General features: G+C 53.2%; 16 protein-coding genes. 14 read left to right on the forward strand and 2 right to left on the reverse strand.

The features are described from left to right. Positions 1–37: 37 nt before the first annotated feature. Positions 38–1,111 carry a 3-deoxy-7-phosphoheptulonate synthase gene (locus BB497_11020; protein AVI63186.1) on the reverse strand — a complete coding sequence of 358 codons (1,074 nt, stop codon included), beginning with the start codon at positions 1,109–1,111 and terminating at the stop codon, positions 38–40. 391 nt (positions 1,112–1,502) lie between these two features. Between BB497_11020 and BB497_11025 the strand changes: the two genes are divergently transcribed. From BB497_11025 to BB497_11080, 12 genes are all read left to right on the forward strand, one after another. Beyond that, positions 1,503–2,102: an RNA polymerase sigma factor RpoE gene (locus BB497_11025; GenBank protein ID AVI63187.1), complete on the forward strand. Its 600-nt coding sequence runs from the start codon at positions 1,503–1,505 to the stop codon at positions 2,100–2,102. A 301-nt stretch (positions 2,103–2,403) separates the two neighbouring features. After that, positions 2,404–3,132 carry an anti-sigma factor gene (locus BB497_11030; protein ID AVI63188.1) on the forward strand — a complete coding sequence of 243 codons (729 nt, stop codon included), beginning with the start codon at positions 2,404–2,406 and terminating at the stop codon, positions 3,130–3,132. Positions 3,133–3,194: 62 nt separating this feature from the next. Continuing rightward, positions 3,195–4,175, forward strand: coding sequence for a nucleoside transporter (locus BB497_11035; protein AVI63189.1), 981 nt, complete (start codon positions 3,195–3,197; stop codon positions 4,173–4,175). A gap of 18 nt (positions 4,176–4,193) precedes the next feature. Continuing rightward, complete coding sequence (locus tag BB497_11040) at positions 4,194–4,643, forward strand: Fis family transcriptional regulator (GenBank protein AVI63190.1); 450 nt, start codon at positions 4,194–4,196, stop codon at positions 4,641–4,643. 67 nt (positions 4,644–4,710) lie between these two features. Further along, on the forward strand, positions 4,711–6,120 hold the full coding sequence (locus BB497_11045; GenBank protein AVI63191.1) for a serine peptidase: 1,410 nt from the start codon (positions 4,711–4,713) through the stop codon (positions 6,118–6,120). A 192-nt stretch (positions 6,121–6,312) separates the two neighbouring features. Then, positions 6,313–8,130, forward strand: a complete 1,818-nt coding sequence (locus tag BB497_11050; GenBank protein ID AVI63192.1) for an elongation factor 4 — start codon at positions 6,313–6,315, stop codon at positions 8,128–8,130. Between the two features lie 15 nt (positions 8,131–8,145). Continuing rightward, positions 8,146–8,949, forward strand: coding sequence for a signal peptidase I (locus BB497_11055; protein AVI63193.1), 804 nt, complete (start codon positions 8,146–8,148; stop codon positions 8,947–8,949). A gap of 80 nt (positions 8,950–9,029) precedes the next feature. Beyond that, positions 9,030–9,722 (forward strand): ribonuclease III, encoded by a 693-nt coding sequence (locus BB497_11060; protein AVI63194.1) that lies wholly within the window; start codon positions 9,030–9,032, stop codon positions 9,720–9,722. After that, complete coding sequence (locus tag BB497_11065) at positions 9,719–10,618, forward strand: GTPase Era (protein ID AVI63195.1); 900 nt, start codon at positions 9,719–9,721, stop codon at positions 10,616–10,618. The genes BB497_11060 and BB497_11065 overlap by 4 nt, the downstream gene beginning before the upstream one ends. A gap of 8 nt (positions 10,619–10,626) precedes the next feature. Beyond that, entirely contained in the window at positions 10,627–11,319 is a 693-nt protein-coding gene (locus BB497_11070; protein AVI63196.1) for a DNA repair protein RecO, read from the forward strand. A 90-nt stretch (positions 11,320–11,409) separates the two neighbouring features. After that, entirely contained in the window at positions 11,410–12,228 is an 819-nt protein-coding gene (locus tag BB497_11075; protein ID AVI63197.1) for a pyridoxine 5'-phosphate synthase, read from the forward strand. Between the two features lie 23 nt (positions 12,229–12,251). Beyond that, a complete protein-coding gene (locus BB497_11080) occupies positions 12,252–12,629 on the forward strand; it encodes a holo-ACP synthase (GenBank protein ID AVI63198.1) in 378 nt (125 codons plus the stop codon). On the opposite strand, the gene BB497_11085 is transcribed toward BB497_11080, so the two are convergent. Next, entirely contained in the window at positions 12,626–15,325 is a 2,700-nt protein-coding gene (locus BB497_11085) for a hybrid sensor histidine kinase/response regulator (protein ID AVI63199.1), read from the reverse strand. The genes BB497_11080 and BB497_11085 overlap by 4 nt on opposite strands. Before the next feature lie 91 nt (positions 15,326–15,416). On the opposite strand from BB497_11085, the gene BB497_11090 reads away from it, so the two are divergent. Together BB497_11090 and BB497_11095 are read left to right on the forward strand one after the other, a co-directional pair. After that, entirely contained in the window at positions 15,417–16,313 is an 897-nt protein-coding gene (locus BB497_11090) for a cysteine synthase B (protein AVI63200.1), read from the forward strand. Further along, positions 16,314–17,750, forward strand: coding sequence for a 23S rRNA (uracil(1939)-C(5))-methyltransferase (locus BB497_11095; protein AVI63201.1), 1,437 nt, complete (start codon positions 16,314–16,316; stop codon positions 17,748–17,750). The last annotated feature ends 25 nt before the right edge of the window (positions 17,751–17,775 follow it).

Consider the following 17,775-nt stretch of genomic DNA (forward strand, 5'->3'; position numbering starts at 1 on the left):
ACTGAAACTGTTATTAAAACTGTAATTAAAAGAGTGGTTAAGCGATGCGCTTAGCAAGCGCTGGCGCCAGTTTCTCGTTCATGCGCGTAAAGGTTTCAACCGTTGTATCCCAATCGATGCAGGCGTCGGTGATAGAAACACCGTATTGAAGATCGCTTAAATCTGCAGGCACTTTTTGATTGCCCCAACCAATATTGGATTCAACCATCAGGCCGATAATAGAGGTGTTACCTTCTAAAATCTGATTGGTCACGTTTTCCAGTACCAGCGGCTGCAGTGCGGCATCTTTGTTTGAGTTCGCGTGGGAGCAGTCGATCATGATGTTGGCGGAAAGGTTAGCTTTTTTAAGCTCTTTTTCGGCCAGTGCCACGCTAACGCTATCGTAATTAGGCTTGCCGTTGCCGCCACGCAGCACGACATGGCCGTAGGCGTTGCCACGGGTGCGGATAATAGCGACTTGGCCCGACTGGTTAATACCCAGGAAATTGTGTGGGTGAGCGACGGACTCTAACGCATTAATCGCAACGTCCAGGCTGCCGTCGGTGCCATTTTTGAAACCTACGGGGCAGGAGAGGCCGGAGGCCATTTCACGGTGGGTTTGCGACTCAGTGGTGCGTGCGCCGACGGCTGACCAGCTGATGCAGTCTTGCAGGTACTGGGGCGAAATGGGGTCGAGCGCTTCAGTTGCTAGTGGTAAGCCCATTTCGGCTAAATCCACCAGCAGCTTGCGCGCAATATGTAAGCCTTCATCAATTTCAAATGAGTCATTTAGATGCGGGTCATTGATTAAGCCTTTCCAGCCAACCGTGGTGCGAGGCTTTTCAAAATAGACGCGCATCACAATGTACAGGCTATCGCTTACTTGGTCGGCCAGCTTGCGTAAACGGCGGGCGTAATCCAGCGCGGCGTCAACATCGTGAATAGAGCATGGCCCTACGACGACAAGTAGACGGGGGTCTTTACCGTCTAAAATATTCTGGATGGTAGTGCGCCCTTCAATTACCGAACGCTCGGCGGTTTCGGTCAGAGGGATGGCGTCTTTTAGTGCTTCGGGGGTGGTAAGAACGTCCTGGGCAAGGACGTTAAGGTTACTAACCTGCTGATCAGACATCGTGCTACCTGTATGCGCGGTGGGCTTAAAGTGGCCTCTACTATGGCGTGTCAGGGGAGTAAAAATCAATTGTTGCGGAACTTGAATATGCCGGAAGGTGTCAGCCTCAGCGTTTGGTGAGCAGAAGCCAACGTTTTCATTGCCAGATGACTAGCGCAAGGTTCCCGCTAACACAGCTAAGCGCTTGATGCGCTGAACAGAACGCGTAACACTAAGCACCATTGAAGATTAATCGCATAAAGAGCAGAGGGCGCAACGTTGCCATCTGATGTCATCATTATTATTAAACAATGCCCAAGGGACGCTATGCTGCTTGCTGTGAATGCCCACGTTAAAGGGCGAAAAACACCCCAGGTTCGATGTATGTCGTACAAGCAGGAGGAGCGTGTGAATGGGCACCCGTGAAACAGACCAACAGCTTGTTGAGCGTGCCCAAAAAGGTGATACCCGCGCTTTTGATCTACTGGTGAAAAAATACCAGCACAAGATTATTGGTTTGATTGGACGTTATGTGCACGATCACTCAGAGGTGCAGGACGTCGCTCAAGAAGCGTTTATTAAAGCGTATCGGGCGCTTGGCAAGTTTCGTGCAGAAAGTGCGTTTTATACGTGGATGTACCGGATAGCGATAAATACAGCGAAAAATCACCTGGTCTCCCGGGGGCGGCGGCCGCCAGGGAGTGACTTGGATATTGTCGATGCCGAAATTGTCGATCAAAGCGGCCGCTTGGCAGATGCCGAGTCCCCTGAGGCGGCCATCTCGCGTGACCAGCTTGAGGCGGCTGTTTATGAAGCTATCGAGAAACTGCCGGAAGATTTGCGCACTGCTATCACGTTACGAGAGTTAGACGGTCTTGCCTACGAGGATATTGCTCAGATAATGCAGTGCCCGGTAGGTACTGTGCGTTCGCGTATTTTTCGCGCGCGTGAAGCGGTTGATGAGCATATTCGTCCGCTGGTCACTACGGCGCGTAACAGTCGCGAGGAGTAACGGTAGAGGCGTAATCGCTCTGGCAGGGCATTGTTTTTGATCAAAATCGCTAGTGCCCAGCCGTTGATAAATGGCGATATTATCTGGCTGTCACATTATCTTACGTTTTTTCTTTTTTTGTGAACTGTCTGGCAAGAGAAGCGTCATAGCCCTGAACAAGAGATTTGAAATAGGGACTTTGGACTAAGATTTTGCAAACAGTTTTGCAGTAGGGTCTTGGCCTATGGAGCGACCGACGTGTTCTGTATTGCTTGCAGAATAACTGCGGTGCTCCTTCTAACACAGTGTGAGGGTGTGAAGTATGAGTCAAAACACACGGGAATCGCTTTCGGCGTTAATGGATGGCGAAAGTGATGAGCTTGAGCTACGCCGAGTGTTGAAGTCGCTGCCTGATGACAGTGATGCGGCAGAGACATGGCGACGTTACCATTTAGCGCGCAGCATGATGCAGCGTGAGCGCGACGTGGACGTGAGTGTTGATCTCTCCGCAGGTATTATGGCGCGATTGCGTGACGAGCCAGCGCCATTGCTAGACGATGAGCAGAAGGGCACCCCAGCCAAAGCCAATGGTGTTTCATTTGCACGTGGAGCCGGTGTTGCCGCAGCTGTATCGTTAATGGTAATTACAGGCGTACAGTTTTTCGGCAGTAATGGCAGCACCTCTGGGCAAGGTACTGGCGACTTAGCAGCGACACCTGCTGTGGGCGCACAAGTACAGCCGGTTAGCCTAACATCCATGCAGCCCGCTACTATGTCTCAATCCGACATGCCAATGTTTGAACCCACACCGTTTCGTATTAACGGTCAGGGTGGGAGCGGGTTAATGAATGTCAGCGAGGCTGGCTTCTCTGCACCCTCCATGCCACAAAATGTGATGTCGCAGCAGGGCACGTCGATTGATATTGATCAAATTCGTTTGCTTCAGTCATACCTAGAGCAGCATGCTCAAGGTGCTGCTAGCGGCAATGCAGATAGCTGGATGCCTTTGATGCGCTCCTCATCTGTTACAGAGCCCCTTGGCCAGCGCTAACCGCTAAGCCGAGATGTGTAACGGATATGAGTAACGTAGGTAAGGGAATAGCTAATAGAGGTATGTCGGCATCTGCTTTTACCAAAAAAGGTATCCCTGTGAAAAAAGTGTTTGCGCTTAGTTTATGTGTGTTAAGTGCAAACTTTTTTTTAGTTCCAGCAGAAGCAAGCAGTCATGATGCGTCAGCTGCTTCTAGCGTTTGTGCTTCAACAGTCTCTCAAGGCACTCCTGAAAGTGTCGAGCAGTGGCTTGTGTACAGCAGGTACGCAAGCCACTGTTATTTATTTCAAGCAAGAGCCGTTTCTATAGATGCGCTGGGAGTGCGCACGCTAGCGCTATCCCACCGGATTCATGAAGGCGTTCGTCAGCAAGTGGTTCAACACCTTGATGGCCCCTCTGTTAGCGTTGAGCGCCGCTCACATGTTGGGCGGCTGGCATGGTTTGATGCCAGTGAGAGTGATTCACCGTCTACGCTTGAAGCCTGGGCCACACATATTGCAGATAACTACGCTATTACGCTTGAAAACGACGCCAGGGTAGCTGGGCGCTCAGCTGTTCAGCTAAACTTTTTGCCCCACGATGACGAGCGCTATCATCATGGGTGGTGGGTGGATCAAGAGACGGGTCTGTTATTAAAATCTGTATTAAGTGATTCTCAGGGCAGAGTACTTGAAACCTTTCAGATGACTCAGCTCCAATCCCCTGAACCCTACAGTGGTTCGATTAGTGGTGACAATGCCTACGCAATGCCTGATCCAGGCTGGCAGGTTACTTGGTTGCCCGAAGGGTTTGTGGCACAACCTATCGAAGGTGGTGCCAGGGAAACTGAGCATCGTTTTTTTAGTGACGGCTTAGCCTCTTTAAGTATATTTGCAGTCCCGGTAACGCAAACAGCGCTTGAACCGGGTATCCACACCCTTGGCGTGTCTACTGTGGCTGTTGAGTTTGCCACGATAGGCGAGCAGCGCTGGCAGTTGATAGGCATTGGCGAACTGCCGCCAGCACTGCTGCTTCGAATTGTACAATCTGTTGAGTTTGAATGAGCGCTCCGGTAACTACCTATGACTGACTCCTGCTCTGAATTGCTGCGCACTGGCACGGTGGTGGGGTATGTGCCGCGCCAAGGTATTACCGTTGATGTATCAGTGAGGGCAAGCTGCGAGCAGTGTGCCAAAGGTCGTGGATGTGGAATGGGGCTGATGGCTCGCCGTCAACAGCAGCAGCTTGTAGTGAAGCCCAGCTGCCCTCCTGAACAGTATGAGCAGCGCTACCCTTTAGGTGCTTCCGTTACGTTTAGCGTACCTAAAAACGACCTGACTGCAGTCGCGCTACTGGTTTATACCTTGCCGCTATTAATTGCATTGATACTGTCAGGCTCAGCTGCCTGGGCGGGAGCTTCAGAGTGGCAGAGTGCCGCTGTTTTTTTTGGGGCATTGATCAGTGGTACTGTTGCCCTTAAATATGGCATGAGCGGGCGTACGGAACGCTTTCGCCCTCGATTGGTCAGTTAATAGTCCTTGTAACTCACAGTGAGTTGCTTCCCCTTCGTATGGTGTTTGCTTGACTAGGAGCTGTTGCATGAAGCGCTTGGTTCTTCCCTCTACCCTGTGGCTATGCTTAGTTGCGCTACTTATGATGGGCCAAACTGCCCATGCGCAAAGCCTTCCAGACTTCACTGAGCTGGTTGAAGATGCAGCTCCTGGTGTTGTGAATATTTCCACTAGCCGAACCATCCAGCGCGGCGGTCCTGCCGGGCATGGGTTTGGTGGACAAGAACTTCCCGAAATATTTCGGCACTTCTTTGGTGACAGCTTTCCCATGCCGCCTGGGGGCAGCCAGGGCAGAAGCCAGGAGCGCCAATCCCTAGGGTCGGGCTTTGTGATTAGTGCAGATGGCTATGTGCTAACGAACGCGCATGTGGTGCAGGATGCCGATGAGATATTGGTACGCTTGAACGACCGTCGTGAGCTGACAGCCGAACTGATTGGCAGCGACAGCCAAACGGATGTCGCGCTGCTCAAAATCGATGCTAACAATCTTCCTGTGCTGAATTTGGGTGATTCAGACGAGCTTAGAGTTGGTGAATGGGTTGCCGCCATTGGCTCACCGTTTGGCTTCGACTACTCGGTCACTGCCGGTATTGTGAGCGCGATTAATCGTACGCTGCCGCGTGACGCGTACGTTCCCTTTATTCAAACTGATGTGGCGATTAACCCTGGTAACTCGGGCGGTCCACTGTTTAACCTCCAGGGCGAAGTAGTCGGGATCAACTCGCAAATATTTACCCGCAGCGGCGGTTTCATGGGGCTCTCTTTTGCTATCCCTATCAACGTTGCTATGGATGTGGCCGACCAACTGCGTGAAGATGGTCAGGTCAGTCGGGGCTGGCTGGGTGTGATGATTCAGCCCGTTTCCAGGGACTTAGCCGAATCTTTTGGCATGGATGAAGCGATTGGCGCGCTGATTGCCGACCTCGACCCTGAAGGCCCTGCGGCCCAAGGTGGCCTTCAGGCTGGCGATGTAGTGGTAGAAGTCAACGGTGAAGAAGTTGATCGTTCCAGCACCTTGCCGCGCTTAATTGGCCGTGTAGCACCAGGGCGGGAAGTAGAGCTTACGCTTATGCGCGATGGCGAGCAGGTGACTGAAACGGTTGAACTCGGCAACTGGCCGGATTCCGAAGCAGCTCAACGGCCGTCCGGCAGTAATGATCAAGTGCGTTTAGGGGTTTCGGTAGCAGAAATTGATGAAGCTACCCGCGAGCGTTTAAATATTAGCGGCGGTGTTGAGGTTCGTCAGGTTGAAGCCAATAGCGTGGCCGCCCAGGCTGGCCTACGCCCGGGCGATGTGTTGGTGAGTATCGATCATCGCAGTGTGTCCTCCGCTGATGAGCTGCTGCGCATCGTTGAAGAACTGCCCAGTGACCGTGCTATTCCGCTACGCCTATACCGCGATGGCCGCTCACTGTTTGTAGCTTTACGCCTAGAGTAACCCCTCTAATATCCTTCCAGTCCGGCGGTTCTCGCCGGACTGCTGTTCCTATCCCGCGCATATCGCTACAATAGCGCTTATCTTTTTGACGAACATTGGCAATTTGGTGGTGCGGGCAAATACTATGGCCTGCGCTCGTTGGCCAAATAGAGCCAATCACCACTTGCGCACCCATAAGGTAGAGCACACTCGATGTCTCAAGACGTTTCCAGCGGAAAGCTTAAGCATATTAGAAATTTCTCCATCATCGCCCATATCGATCATGGTAAGTCGACGCTATCAGATCGTTTGATTCAAACCTGCGAAGGTTTAACCGAGCGTGAACTCAAAGAGCAAGTGCTCGACTCCATGGACATTGAGCGCGAACGTGGGATTACCATTAAAGCTCAGTCGGTCACGCTAGATTACACCGCTGCCGATGGGCAGGTGTATCAGCTTAACTTTATCGATACGCCTGGCCACGTTGATTTTTCTTACGAGGTTTCTCGCTCGCTCTACGCTTGTGAAGGTGCATTGCTGGTGGTGGATGCTGCGCAGGGTGTAGAGGCTCAATCGGTCGCCAACTGCTATACCGCTATTGAGCAGGGACTTGAAGTCCTACCTGTACTAAACAAAATCGATTTACCCCAAGCGGACTGTGACAAGGTTGCCCAGGAGATCGAAGAAATTATCGGTCTTGATGCGACTGATGCCTGCCAAGTATCAGCTAAAAGCGGAATTGGTATCGATGCTCTGCTTGAACGGTTAGTTCGCGATATTCCACCACCGAAAGGCGACCCAAATGCGCCACTGCAAGCGCTGATTATCGACTCCTGGTTTGATAACTATTTGGGGGTTGTTTCGCTGGTTAGGTTATTTGATGGCACGCTGCGTAAAGGTGATAAGATCCGCATCAAATCGACAGGCCGCGACTGGGGTGCCACAGAAGTGGGTATCTTCACTCCTCAACGGAAGCAGACCGACATTTTACGTGCTGGCGAAGTAGGTTTTATTGTCGCCGGTATTAAAGAGATTCACGGGGCGCCGGTGGGTGACACTATTACCCATACCAAAACGCCCGACGTTCCACGCCTGCCAGGTTTCCAAAAAGTTAAGCCCCAGGTTTATGCAGGTATGTTCCCTGTCAGTGCAGATGATTACGAAGACTTTCGTGATGCACTTGAAAAACTCGCGCTTAACGATGCCTCGTTAGAATATGAGCCGGAAAACTCTGATGCTCTTGGCTTTGGCTTTCGCGTGGGCTTTCTTGGCACGCTGCACATGGAGATTATCCAGGAGCGGCTTGAACGTGAATATGATATTGACCTGCTTACCACCGCACCCACGGTTGTTTATGAATTAGCCATGAAAAATGGCGATGTGTGCTACATCTCCAACCCGTCTAAATTGCCTGATATGGCCGACGTGGACGAGATGCGTGAACCTATCGTGCGTGCCAGCATCCTGGTGCCTCAAGAGTACGTGGGTAACGTGATTGCGGAGTGTGAGCAGCGCCGTGGAACGCAGTTGGATATGCAATTCCTGGGTAATCAGATTCAGTTGACCTATGAGTTGCCGATGTCCGAAGTGGTCATGGACTTCTTTGACCGCTTGAAGTCGATTTCCCGTGGTTATGCATCGCTTGAATATAACTTCGAACGTTTTGAAGCAGCTAAGTTGGTTCGTCTGGACGTGTTAATTAACGGCGATAAAGTTGACGCGCTGGCCGTTATTATCCATCGCGACCATGCCCATAACCGTGGCCGTCTGCTAGTGGAGAAGATGAAAGAGCTTATTCCTCGGCAGATGTTCGATGTGGCTATTCAAGCGGCCATCGGCGGACAGGTCGTCGCTCGCTCAACGGTGAAAGCGCTTCGTAAAAACGTGACGGCCAAATGTTATGGCGGCGATGTAAGTCGTAAAAAGAAACTGCTTGAGAAACAGAAAGCCGGTAAGAAGCGAATGAAACAAGTGGGGCGCGTTGAAATTCCCCAGGATGCCTTCCTTGCTGTGCTCAAGGTTAACGACTAGGGAATCTAACCCCCCATGGATTTTTCATTACTACTGGTACTGGCTGTCGCAATTTCGGGCTTCGTCTACTTGCTGGATGTGCTTTGGCTTCGCCCTAAACGACGTCAACGCGTTGCCACTGCTGAAGCGGCAACTACTGATGGGCTGGATGCGCCCACCCGTGAAAAGCTGTTAAAAGAGCCCTGGCCGGTCGATTATTCGCGCTCTTTTTTCCCTGTGCTTTTGGTCGTCCTGGTGGTGCGCAGCTTTATTGTTGAGCCGTTTCAAATCCCCTCGGGATCGATGAAGCCTACCCTTGAGGTAGGTGATTTTATTCTTGTGAATAAATTCGCCTATGGGCTGCGTCTACCCGTAGTGCATAACCGCTTTTTCGAAGTGGATGACCCGGAGAGGGGCGATGTAATGGTATTTCGCTTCCCCGACGAGCCAGCCGTTAACTTCATTAAGCGAGTCGTCGGGCTGCCCGGCGACAGTGTCCGTTATGAGGGTAAGCAGCTATATATTAATGGTGAGCCGGTTGGCAAATCGCTGATTGAAGAGGGGCCTGAACGCTCGCCTCAGCAGCTACTGTTAGAAGAGCGTCTGGGTAGCGTTAGCCACTATATTTATAACAACCCCCGAGACCCTGGTCCGCAAATGCGCGAAGTTGTCGTGCCTGAAGGTCACTACTTCACCATGGGGGACAACCGAGACCACTCCAACGATAGCCGCTACTGGGGCTTTGTGCCGGAAGAGAACATCGTTGGGCGTGCCTTTGCAGTTTGGATGCATTGGGATGGCGGGCTACCCAGTTTCTCCAGCGTGCGTCGTATTGAGTGACGCTGTATATGTTGCAAACCGATTATGTTGCAAGCCGATAGTGTGGTTATCTTAGTTAACGTCAATGACGTAGGAGCACTGTGAGTAATCCCTTAACCGCTTTTTGCCGACGAATCGGCCATACCTTTGGCGACCACTCGCTTTTGGAACTGGCCATGACGCATCGTAGCTACGGTGGTCGTAACAATGAGCGCCTGGAATTTTTAGGTGACTCTATCGTCAACTTTGTGATTGCTGAAGCGCTGTTTCAACGATTTCCCCAGGCCAGAGAAGGGCAGCTGTCACGTTTGCGTGCCCGTCTGGTGAAGGGGCAAACCCTGGCGGAGTTAGCTCGCGAGATGGCCTTTGGCGAGTGCTTGCGGCTTGGCTCTGGCGAAATGAAAAGCGGTGGCCACCGCCGCGAGTCCATTCTAGCGGATGCCGTTGAGGCCGTGATTGGGGCGATCTATCTTGATGCGGGTATGGATACGGTTCGCGAGCGTGTGATGGCTTGGTACGCTGAGCGCCTAGAGAGTATCTCATTGCAAGACACCCAGAAAGATCCTAAAACACGCTTACAAGAGTTCTTGCAGTCGCGCCAAGCGGCGCTGCCGCGCTATGAAGTGGTCTCTGTAAAGGGAGAGGCGCATGCCCAGACCTTTACCGTGGAGTGCTACATTGATTTGTTGAGCGAGCATACCACGGGTAAAGGCCCTAGCCGCCGCCATGCGGAACAGCAGGCAGCTGAAGAAGCCCTTTCCCACCTTGAAAAAAATCCTGGAGATAAATCATGAGCCAAACCTGCGGATTCGTGGCCATCGTTGGTCGGCCTAACGTAGGCAAATCAACCCTCATGAATCGAATTCTAGGGCAAAAGATCTCTATTACCTCGCGGCGGCCGCAAACCACTCGCCACCAGGTAATGGGGATTAAAACGGTTGATGAGACCCAGTTTATTTATGTGGATACGCCGGGCATGCACATCATGTCCAAAGACCGTAATAAAGCCATTAATCGCTTTATGAACCAAGCGGCCACCCAGGCGCTGCGCGATGTCGACTGTGTGGTGTTTATTATCGACCGCACCCGCTGGACCGAGGAAGACCAGGCGGTATTGAAGCGCTTAGAGCACGTGAAGGCGCCGGTCATTTTGGCGGTTAATAAAGTGGATCGTCTCACTGATAAAAGCGATCTACTGCCTTGGCTGGCTGAAGTGGGCGCCCGCCGTGAGTTTGCGGCAGTGGTACCCATTTCCGCCAAGCATGGTACCCAGGTAGACACGCTAGAAGAAGAAGTGGCCAAGCATCTGCCGGAAAGTATTCACTTTTTCCCCGAAGACCAAATCACCGATAAGAGCCTGCGCTTTATGGCAGCCGAGCTGGTGCGTGAAAAAGTGATGCGCCAGTTGGGTGATGAGCTGCCGTACCAGATGACCGTGGAGATTGAAGAGTTCCGCGAGACCGAGCGAGTTACCCACATCAGCGCGCTGATACTCGTTGAGCGCCAGGGGCAAAAAGTGATTCTGATTGGCGAAAACGGTGATCGAATCAAGAGCATTGGCCGCGAAGCGCGTTTGGATATGGAGCGAGCGCTAGGTACCAAGGTAATGCTTAACCTGTGGGTGAAAGTGAAGCGCGGCTGGTCGGATGACGAGCGCGCACTGAAAAGCTTGGGTTACGACCTCGATTGAGTGCTGCAATGTCGGCGGAGCCCGCGTTTTTACTGCACCGCAGGGCTTACCGTGAAACCAGTGCGCTGGTGGATCTTTTAACGCTTAATCACGGGCGTATCCGCGCTGTTGCCCACGGAGGGCAGCGGCCCGGCTCTAAATCTCGCCAGCGTCTGCAGCCGTTTACGCCGCTATTCGTGGCTTGGCGGGGTGAGCAGGAGCTTAAACGGTTAACCCTGATGGAGTCCCGTGGGCAAACAGCGCTGCTAGCAGGCGAAGGGCTGCTTTGCGGCCTCTATGCCAATGAGATTGCGACACGGCTACTCCCCCTGGAGTTAAGCGCCCAAGAAGTCTTTGCCTACTACAGTGCTTTGTTAGAAGCGCTGCCTACGCCCGCCGAGCGTGCCCTTGGTTTGCGTAGGTTTGAGTGGTCGCTGCTTGAGGTTTTAGAGGCGACGCCGCGTTTTTGTTCGCCGGAAGGTCATCCGCTGGACCCACAAACCCGCTACCGCTTTGATGCGTTAAGCCGTGCTTTTCAACCTGCTGAGAAGGGGATTGAAGGTCGCACACTGCGTTATATTGAGCAGGGCGATTGGCAGTCAACAGGGTTAGCCAGCGCTTTAAAAGCGGTAATGCGGGCAGCGCTTGCGCCTCATTTGGGTGCAACTGCACTGCGCTCAAGAGAGCTGATGCTCGATCTAGCCCGCCGTCGACAGCGTTAAACACTCCTTTTTAGGCGCTACTTTTTAAGCACTACTTTTTAGGCACTACTCAGTTAGCGAATATCAGCTGCACATTATTGGAGACATGGTATGCACCCCCCGAGGATTTTATTGGGCGTTAACATTGATCACATTGCGACGCTGCGCCAAGCGCGTGGCACTCGCTACCCAGACCCCGTACAGGCAGCACTTCTCGCCGAAGAGGCAGGGGCTGACGGTATTACGGTGCATCTACGTGAAGACCGGCGCCACATACAGCCCAGGGATGTGCGTTTATTGGCTGAAATGCTCAATACGCGTATGAACTTGGAGATGGCCGTCACCGAAGAGATGCTTCAGCTGGCAGAAGAGATACGCCCCGCGCATGTATGTCTGGTGCCCGAAAAGCGCGAAGAACTCACTACCGAAGGTGGCTTGGACGTAGTCGGCGGGTTTGATCTGATTGCCAACGCCTGTAAGCGCCTTAAGGCGGCTGGCTGCGATGTCTCTCTCTTTATTGACCCCGATGAGGCGCAGATTGATGCCGCCGTTCGCGCCGGTGTACCTACCATTGAACTGCATACAGGTGCCTATGCAGAAGCACAGCCAGGCAGTGAAACGGCTAATGCTGAATATGAGCGCCTAAGTAATGCGGCGATTCACGCGGTGTCTTCAGGCTTAGTGGTAAACGCCGGTCATGGTCTGCACTACCACAACGTTGAAGCTATTTCGGCATTACTCGGTCTTAACGAGTTGAACATTGGTCACGCGATTATTGCTAGAGCACTGTTTGTAGGGCTAAAAGAGGCCGTGCAAGAGATGAAGCGCTTAATCATCGCAGGCCAAGAAGCAGGTTTAATGGCGGCGTTAGATGCCCATGAGCACGAACACGAGCATGACCATCAGCACAGCGGCTGTTGTGGGCATTGATCTATGAGCATGGGTGTTAATCAGTGATTGTGGGTATTGGTTCTGATATTGCGCGGGTAGAACGCTTTGCTCGCGCTATCCAGCGACATGGGCCACGTTTTGCAGCGCGTATTCTAGGGTCTCAAGAGCAATCCGTTTGGCGTCAAAAAGGTGAGCCGGAGGCCTACCTAGCTAAGCGTTTCGCTGCTAAAGAGGCCTTCGTAAAAGCCCTTGGACTTGGTTTGCGCAGCGGTATGCAGTGGAGTGATATCCAAGTCGTCAATGACGCATTAGGTAAGCCAAGCTTCGTACTGACCGGCGAAGCACAGCGCCTGTTTCAAGCCAGCGGCGCGACTACCGCTCATGTAACCCTTAGCGATGAGGCGGACTACGCGGTGGCTTTTGTGATTCTCGAAGCCTAGGGCCTAACCAAGGTATCGCGCTGGGCCTGGAGTCGCTCCATGGCGTTGTATAGCTCATTAAGTAAGCCTTCAGCGTTATTTAAACCGCTGGTGCGCAAGCGCGTCTCTAAGCTTTCCACCAGCAAGGCTAGCTCTGGGGCACCACAGTAGCGGCTGGCGCCGTTTAAGCCGTGCACCCAGTCTAACAGCGTCGTTAAGTCGTGCGCTTCGTAGGCACTGCGCATCTTCTGCTGGCTCTCCGCCAGACTATCGACTAAACGTTTTAACTGCTCTCTAGCTAGATGCTCTTTACCCCCTGCTAAGCGTGTGCCTAGCACTAAGTCAATAACGGGTAGCTTGTCGGGTGCAGGCGGCAACGCCTGGGCAGCACTCGGCTCAATGTGGGTTTTCTGTGCCAGCGGTGCAACGCCTAAAAAGCGTTGCAAGAGTTGCTGAAGCTGCGCTTCGTCCACCGGCTTGATCAGTACATCGTCTAACCCCTCTGTTAGCCACTGTTGTCGCTCGCTGCCAAGCGCATGGGCCGTAACCGCAATAATCGGGCAGCGCGCCCAGCTATTATTGATACGGCGGAGCGCTTTGGTGGTTTGAACGCCATCCATCCCTGGCATGCGAATATCCATGAGTACTAAATCAGCGGTTTCCTGGCGAGCATACTCAAGCGCTTCCTGGCCGCTTGCGGCGAGCGCGATCTTAATATGCTCATTCTCCAGCATGGCTTTTAACAGCTCACGATTAGGGGTGTTGTCATCCACGATAAGAATGTTTAGCAACGATGAAGGCAGCGTGCGTACCGTCGTTGGGGAGTTAATCTGTACTGGTTGGCTGGGTTGTAACAGTTGCTTAATGGTGGTGACCAACTGTGCGCGGGTAAAGGGCTTACACAACATCTCACCGCCGTTTGGCAGCACCCATTGAGGTAAATCCAAACTGGAGGTGTTGGCCAGTATCAACGTCGGGCAAAGCGTTTCGGCAATGACAGATTGCCAGTAGTTTTTGCGATCGCCTGCAAAGTCTTCGGCTTCTAGCCCTAAAATGATTAGCTCTTCATTTCCGGCTTCAATAAATGTCACTGGATTGGCTCCCCATCGCTCTAGCAGGTGTTCAAGCACATGGCGAGTAGCGAGGTGGGGTTCGTGGATTCGTATGGTGGGGTTTGCCAAGGCTATTTCGGGCGGCCGTTCGTCGGCTAAATGCGCCAGCAAAGGAAGCGTAAAAGAGAACGTAGCACCGTGGCCAAGCTCACTGTTGACGCTAATTGTTCCCCCCATGCGCTCAATCAGCTGCCGACAGATGGTTAAGCCCAAGCCGCTGCCACCAAATTGGCGCGAGTGACTAGGCTCAGCCTGCGAAAACGCGCTAAATAACTGCTTTTGCTGCTCATCGCTTAACCCAATGCCTGTATCGCTGACGCTAATATTCAGCACCACATGCCGGCCTTCCAGAGTGTCTAGCATCACCCGAACAATGACTTCTCCTTTTGTGGTGAATTTTAAAGCATTGCTGATAAGGTTGCTGAGCACCTGATGAATACGTAGTGGGTCGCCGCACAGCGGCGTAGGCACATCATCGTAAACCATCGCGACCAGATGGAGCCGTTTCCGCTGGGCTTCCGGAGCGTAGAGACCAACGACTTCATCGACCAGCGCGACAACATCCACCTCAACCTCTTCTAAGGTAAGCCGGTCGGCTTCCAGCTTGGAAAAATCGAGCACATCATTAACCAGCATAAGCAAGTTATCGCACGCCCGGTGAACGTGCTCTAGCCACTCCTGTTGGCGGGCATCCAGCGTTGAACGGCCGAGTAAACGACAAAAGCCGATAATGCCATTGAGCGGCGTGCGAATTTCATGGCTCATGTTGGCTAAAAATTCCGATTTCACCGCGTTGGCGCGCAGGGCGCTGCGGTGAGCAAGGTCGAGCTTGATATTTTGTTCTTCAATGGTCTCCATGGACTCTTGAAGCTCACTGGTAGCCTGCTCGATTTGGTTCTGCATATCCTGCTGCGCCTGCTGTAAGTGCTCAGCTAGGCTATTAATATGCCCGGTGAGCTGTTTAAGCTCGCGGGGATTTGCCTCCGACAAATACAGTCGATAATCCCCTCGAGATAAACGGTAAAGCGCTTGGTTGGCTTCTTCAATGGGGCGGGTGGTATAGCGGCTGATAGCATAGGCGATCAAAAAAAGCAGTAAGCCCAGCAGCATGCCGCCTAAACTGAAACTGGCGATTTTTTTATAGCGCTCTAACGTAAGCGCTCGCGTTTCCATTTCGGCCTCTAACCAGCCAGTGCCCGAGCGGCGTGTGTGATCACTAGAGTGCGCGGTGAGTGGCACCTGCAGTCGCCAGACCTCCTCTTCCTGAGTCACAGATGTGGCATCAGGCGCATGGAGGCGTGGGGGCGGGGGCATAGAGCGGCCAAGCACTAAGAGACGATTACCTTGTTCATCAAACAGCGTAACGGCGCGAAAACCACGGTGCTCTAGGAGCTGTCTGGCAATATCCTCAAGGCGTTGGAGGTCGCCATCGATCATTGCACTGCCCAAGCTCGGGGCAGTCAGTTCGCCAGCGCTAACCAGGCGCTCTTTGAGTACCTTACGGCCAGTCAGGTCGCTCTGTACCACCAGCAAGATGGCCATGAAGGCGTAGACCAGCAGAGGAAAACCCAGTAGGGCAAACAGCAGGCGCGTGTTCAAAGACATGTAAGAAGCTCGTTGATTCAATGAGGTTGCCTGTCCACTCACAGGCAGCACCGATATAATGCAGCATAACGGTTACGATAAGGAACGTAAGATGAATTATCCCACGTTAGAAGATGTGGTTGGCAATACGCCCCTTGTGCGCTTAAAGCGAATTACCGCTGGCCGCAACAATACGTTGCTAGCCAAGCTGGAAGGCAATAACCCGGCGGGTTCTGTTAAAGACCGCCCGGCACTTTCGATGCTCAGTGAAGCCGAAGCGCGTGGAGAAATTACGCCAGGCGATACGTTAATCGAAGCAACATCGGGTAATACGGGGATAGCTCTTGCCATGGCGGCAGCCATAAAAGGCTACAACATGGTGTTGGTGATGCCTGAAAATGCCTCGGCTGAGCGTAAGCAGGCCATGGCGGCTTATGGCGCTAAGCTGATTTCTGCCAGTAAAGAAGGCGGTATGGAAGAGGCGCGGGATATTGCCGATGCGATGATAGCCAGAGGCGAGGGCAAGCCACTAAACCAGTTTGCCAATCCAGATAACCCACTGGCGCATTACCGCACAACCGGCCCCGAGGTTTGGCAGCAAACCGGCGGCGAGGTGACGCACTTTGTTAGTTCGATGGGCACCACTGGCACCATTATGGGGGTTTCCCGCTATCTTAAAGAGCAGAAAGAAGCGATTCAAATCGTTGGGCTTCAGCCCGCTGACGGCGCCAGCATTCCTGGCATTCGCCGCTGGCCACAAGAGTATTTGCCCGCGATTTTTGAAGCGCCCCGCGTCGACGTCACGCTAGACATCGGCCAGCAAGAAGCCGAAGCGCACATGCGCCGTTTAGCCCGTGAAGAGGGCATTCTAGCCGGTGTGTCATCTGGCGGTTGCTTGGCGGGTGCGCTGCGCATTGCGGAACAAACGGAAAATGCCGTTATTGTGTTTATTGTGTGCGACCGTGGTGATCGTTATCTCTCAACAGGCCTGTTTGCCCCGGAGGTATAGATGGCAATGTTGGGAAAACGGCGGCCCCCCCGCCCCGCCTCAGGGCACTCGGGCTTGGCGCGTACGCCTAGCGGTAAAGCACTGCAACCGAGCGATGCCGTAAAAAGTGATGCCTCCGCACCGCTGGTCATTGAGCGTTTAGCCCATGACGGGCGTGGTGTCGCCCATAACGCAGCGGGTAAAACCGTATTTGTTAGCCAGGCGCTGCCCGGTGAGCAAGTAGTAGTAGGGGTGCACGTGACGCGCAAACGTTTTGATGAAGCGCATATCAAAACGCAGCTCACTACCTCTGCGCAACGTGTGGTGCCGCCGTGCCCCCATTTTGGTCAGTGCGGTGGCTGCGATCTGCAGCATTTAGATATCAACGCCCAGCGTGCCCATAAGCGCGAAGTAGTCACCGAATTAATGGCCCGACAGGGCATTACGCTTGAGTCCATCGCCGCGATTAACGGTAGCCATGAAAGCTATCGGCGGCGAGCGCGGCTGGGCGTTAAAGTCGACGGGAGCGGCAGCGTGCTGCTTGGCTTTCGTGCGCCCCATAGCCACCGCTTGGTGGATATTCAGCAGTGTTATGTGCTGGTGCCGCAGTTGCAGGCGCTAATAGGGCCTTTACGGCAGCTGCTAGCCACGTTAGAAGCGCCGCGCCAAGTGGGCCATATTGAGCTTGTCGCCACGGAAGATGTCACGTTAATACTGGTTCGCCAGTTAAAGGAGCACGCTCAAGATAACGCCCGCTGGCAATGTTTTGCTGATCAGCAGCAGGTAAGTTTAGGTGCGTGGTTAGGGCGCGAAGGCCCATCACTGCACTGGTATGGTGCAGCACCGCAATTGACAGATACGCTAACGCCCACTGCATCAGAGAGCGACTTGAGCAATACCCAGGCAAACTCTGCTCTAAACTTACAGTTTGCGCCCGGTGATTTCCTTCAGGTCAACGCGGAGGTCAATCAAAAAATGGTGGCCCAGGTGGCTGAATGGCTCTCTCCAGTCCAGGGGCAGCGGGTCGCTGATCTATTTGCGGGAATAGGCAACTTTAGCCTTCCTTTAGCAGCGGCAGGGGCCAAGGTGCACGCCGTGGAGGGTAATCCCGCGATGGTTGAGCGCATCGCCGCCAATGCTCGTCTAAATCAGCTTGCCGTTTCTGTGCAACAGGCAGATTTAAGCGACGCAAAAACGGTACACGCCTTATTAAGTGAGCAGCCAATAGAAGCGCTGGTGCTTGATCCGCCGCGTAGTGGGGCAGAAGCGATTTGCCAAGCCTTAGGCCGACATAAAGTACCCAAAGTGGCTTACATTTCCTGCGACCCGGCAACCTTAGCCCGGGATGCGGCACACCTTGTGCATGCAGGTTACCGCGTCAAGCAAGTAGCGGTAGCAGATATGTTCCTGCACACTGCTCATATGGAAACGCTGATGCTGTTTGAATACGGGGGCTAGTTTGCCCATTGCATCAAGCCTCGGT

The organism is Halomonas sp. GFAJ-1 (assembly GCA_002966495.1).
Classification (GTDB): Bacteria; Pseudomonadota; Gammaproteobacteria; order Pseudomonadales; family Halomonadaceae; genus Vreelandella.

Coding starts and splice junctions, on each gene's coding strand:
- BB497_11020 (AVI63186.1), bottom strand. CDS start 1,111: ATGTCTGATCAGCAGGTTAGTAACCTTAACGTCCTTGCCCAGGACGTT.
- BB497_11025 (AVI63187.1), top strand. CDS start 1,503: ATGGGCACCCGTGAAACAGACCAACAGCTTGTTGAGCGTGCCCAAAAA.
- BB497_11030 (AVI63188.1), top strand. CDS start 2,404: ATGAGTCAAAACACACGGGAATCGCTTTCGGCGTTAATGGATGGCGAA.
- BB497_11035 (AVI63189.1), top strand. CDS start 3,195: ATGTCGGCATCTGCTTTTACCAAAAAAGGTATCCCTGTGAAAAAAGTG.
- BB497_11040 (AVI63190.1), top strand. CDS start 4,194: ATGACTGACTCCTGCTCTGAATTGCTGCGCACTGGCACGGTGGTGGGG.
- BB497_11045 (AVI63191.1), top strand. CDS start 4,711: ATGAAGCGCTTGGTTCTTCCCTCTACCCTGTGGCTATGCTTAGTTGCG.
- BB497_11050 (AVI63192.1), top strand. CDS start 6,313: ATGTCTCAAGACGTTTCCAGCGGAAAGCTTAAGCATATTAGAAATTTC.
- BB497_11055 (AVI63193.1), top strand. CDS start 8,146: ATGGATTTTTCATTACTACTGGTACTGGCTGTCGCAATTTCGGGCTTC.
- BB497_11065 (AVI63195.1), top strand. CDS start 9,719: ATGAGCCAAACCTGCGGATTCGTGGCCATCGTTGGTCGGCCTAACGTA.
- BB497_11070 (AVI63196.1), top strand. CDS start 10,627: ATGTCGGCGGAGCCCGCGTTTTTACTGCACCGCAGGGCTTACCGTGAA.
- BB497_11075 (AVI63197.1), top strand. CDS start 11,410: ATGCACCCCCCGAGGATTTTATTGGGCGTTAACATTGATCACATTGCG.
- BB497_11085 (AVI63199.1), bottom strand. CDS start 15,325: ATGTCTTTGAACACGCGCCTGCTGTTTGCCCTACTGGGTTTTCCTCTG.
- BB497_11090 (AVI63200.1), top strand. CDS start 15,417: ATGAATTATCCCACGTTAGAAGATGTGGTTGGCAATACGCCCCTTGTG.
- BB497_11095 (AVI63201.1), top strand. CDS start 16,314: ATGGCAATGTTGGGAAAACGGCGGCCCCCCCGCCCCGCCTCAGGGCAC.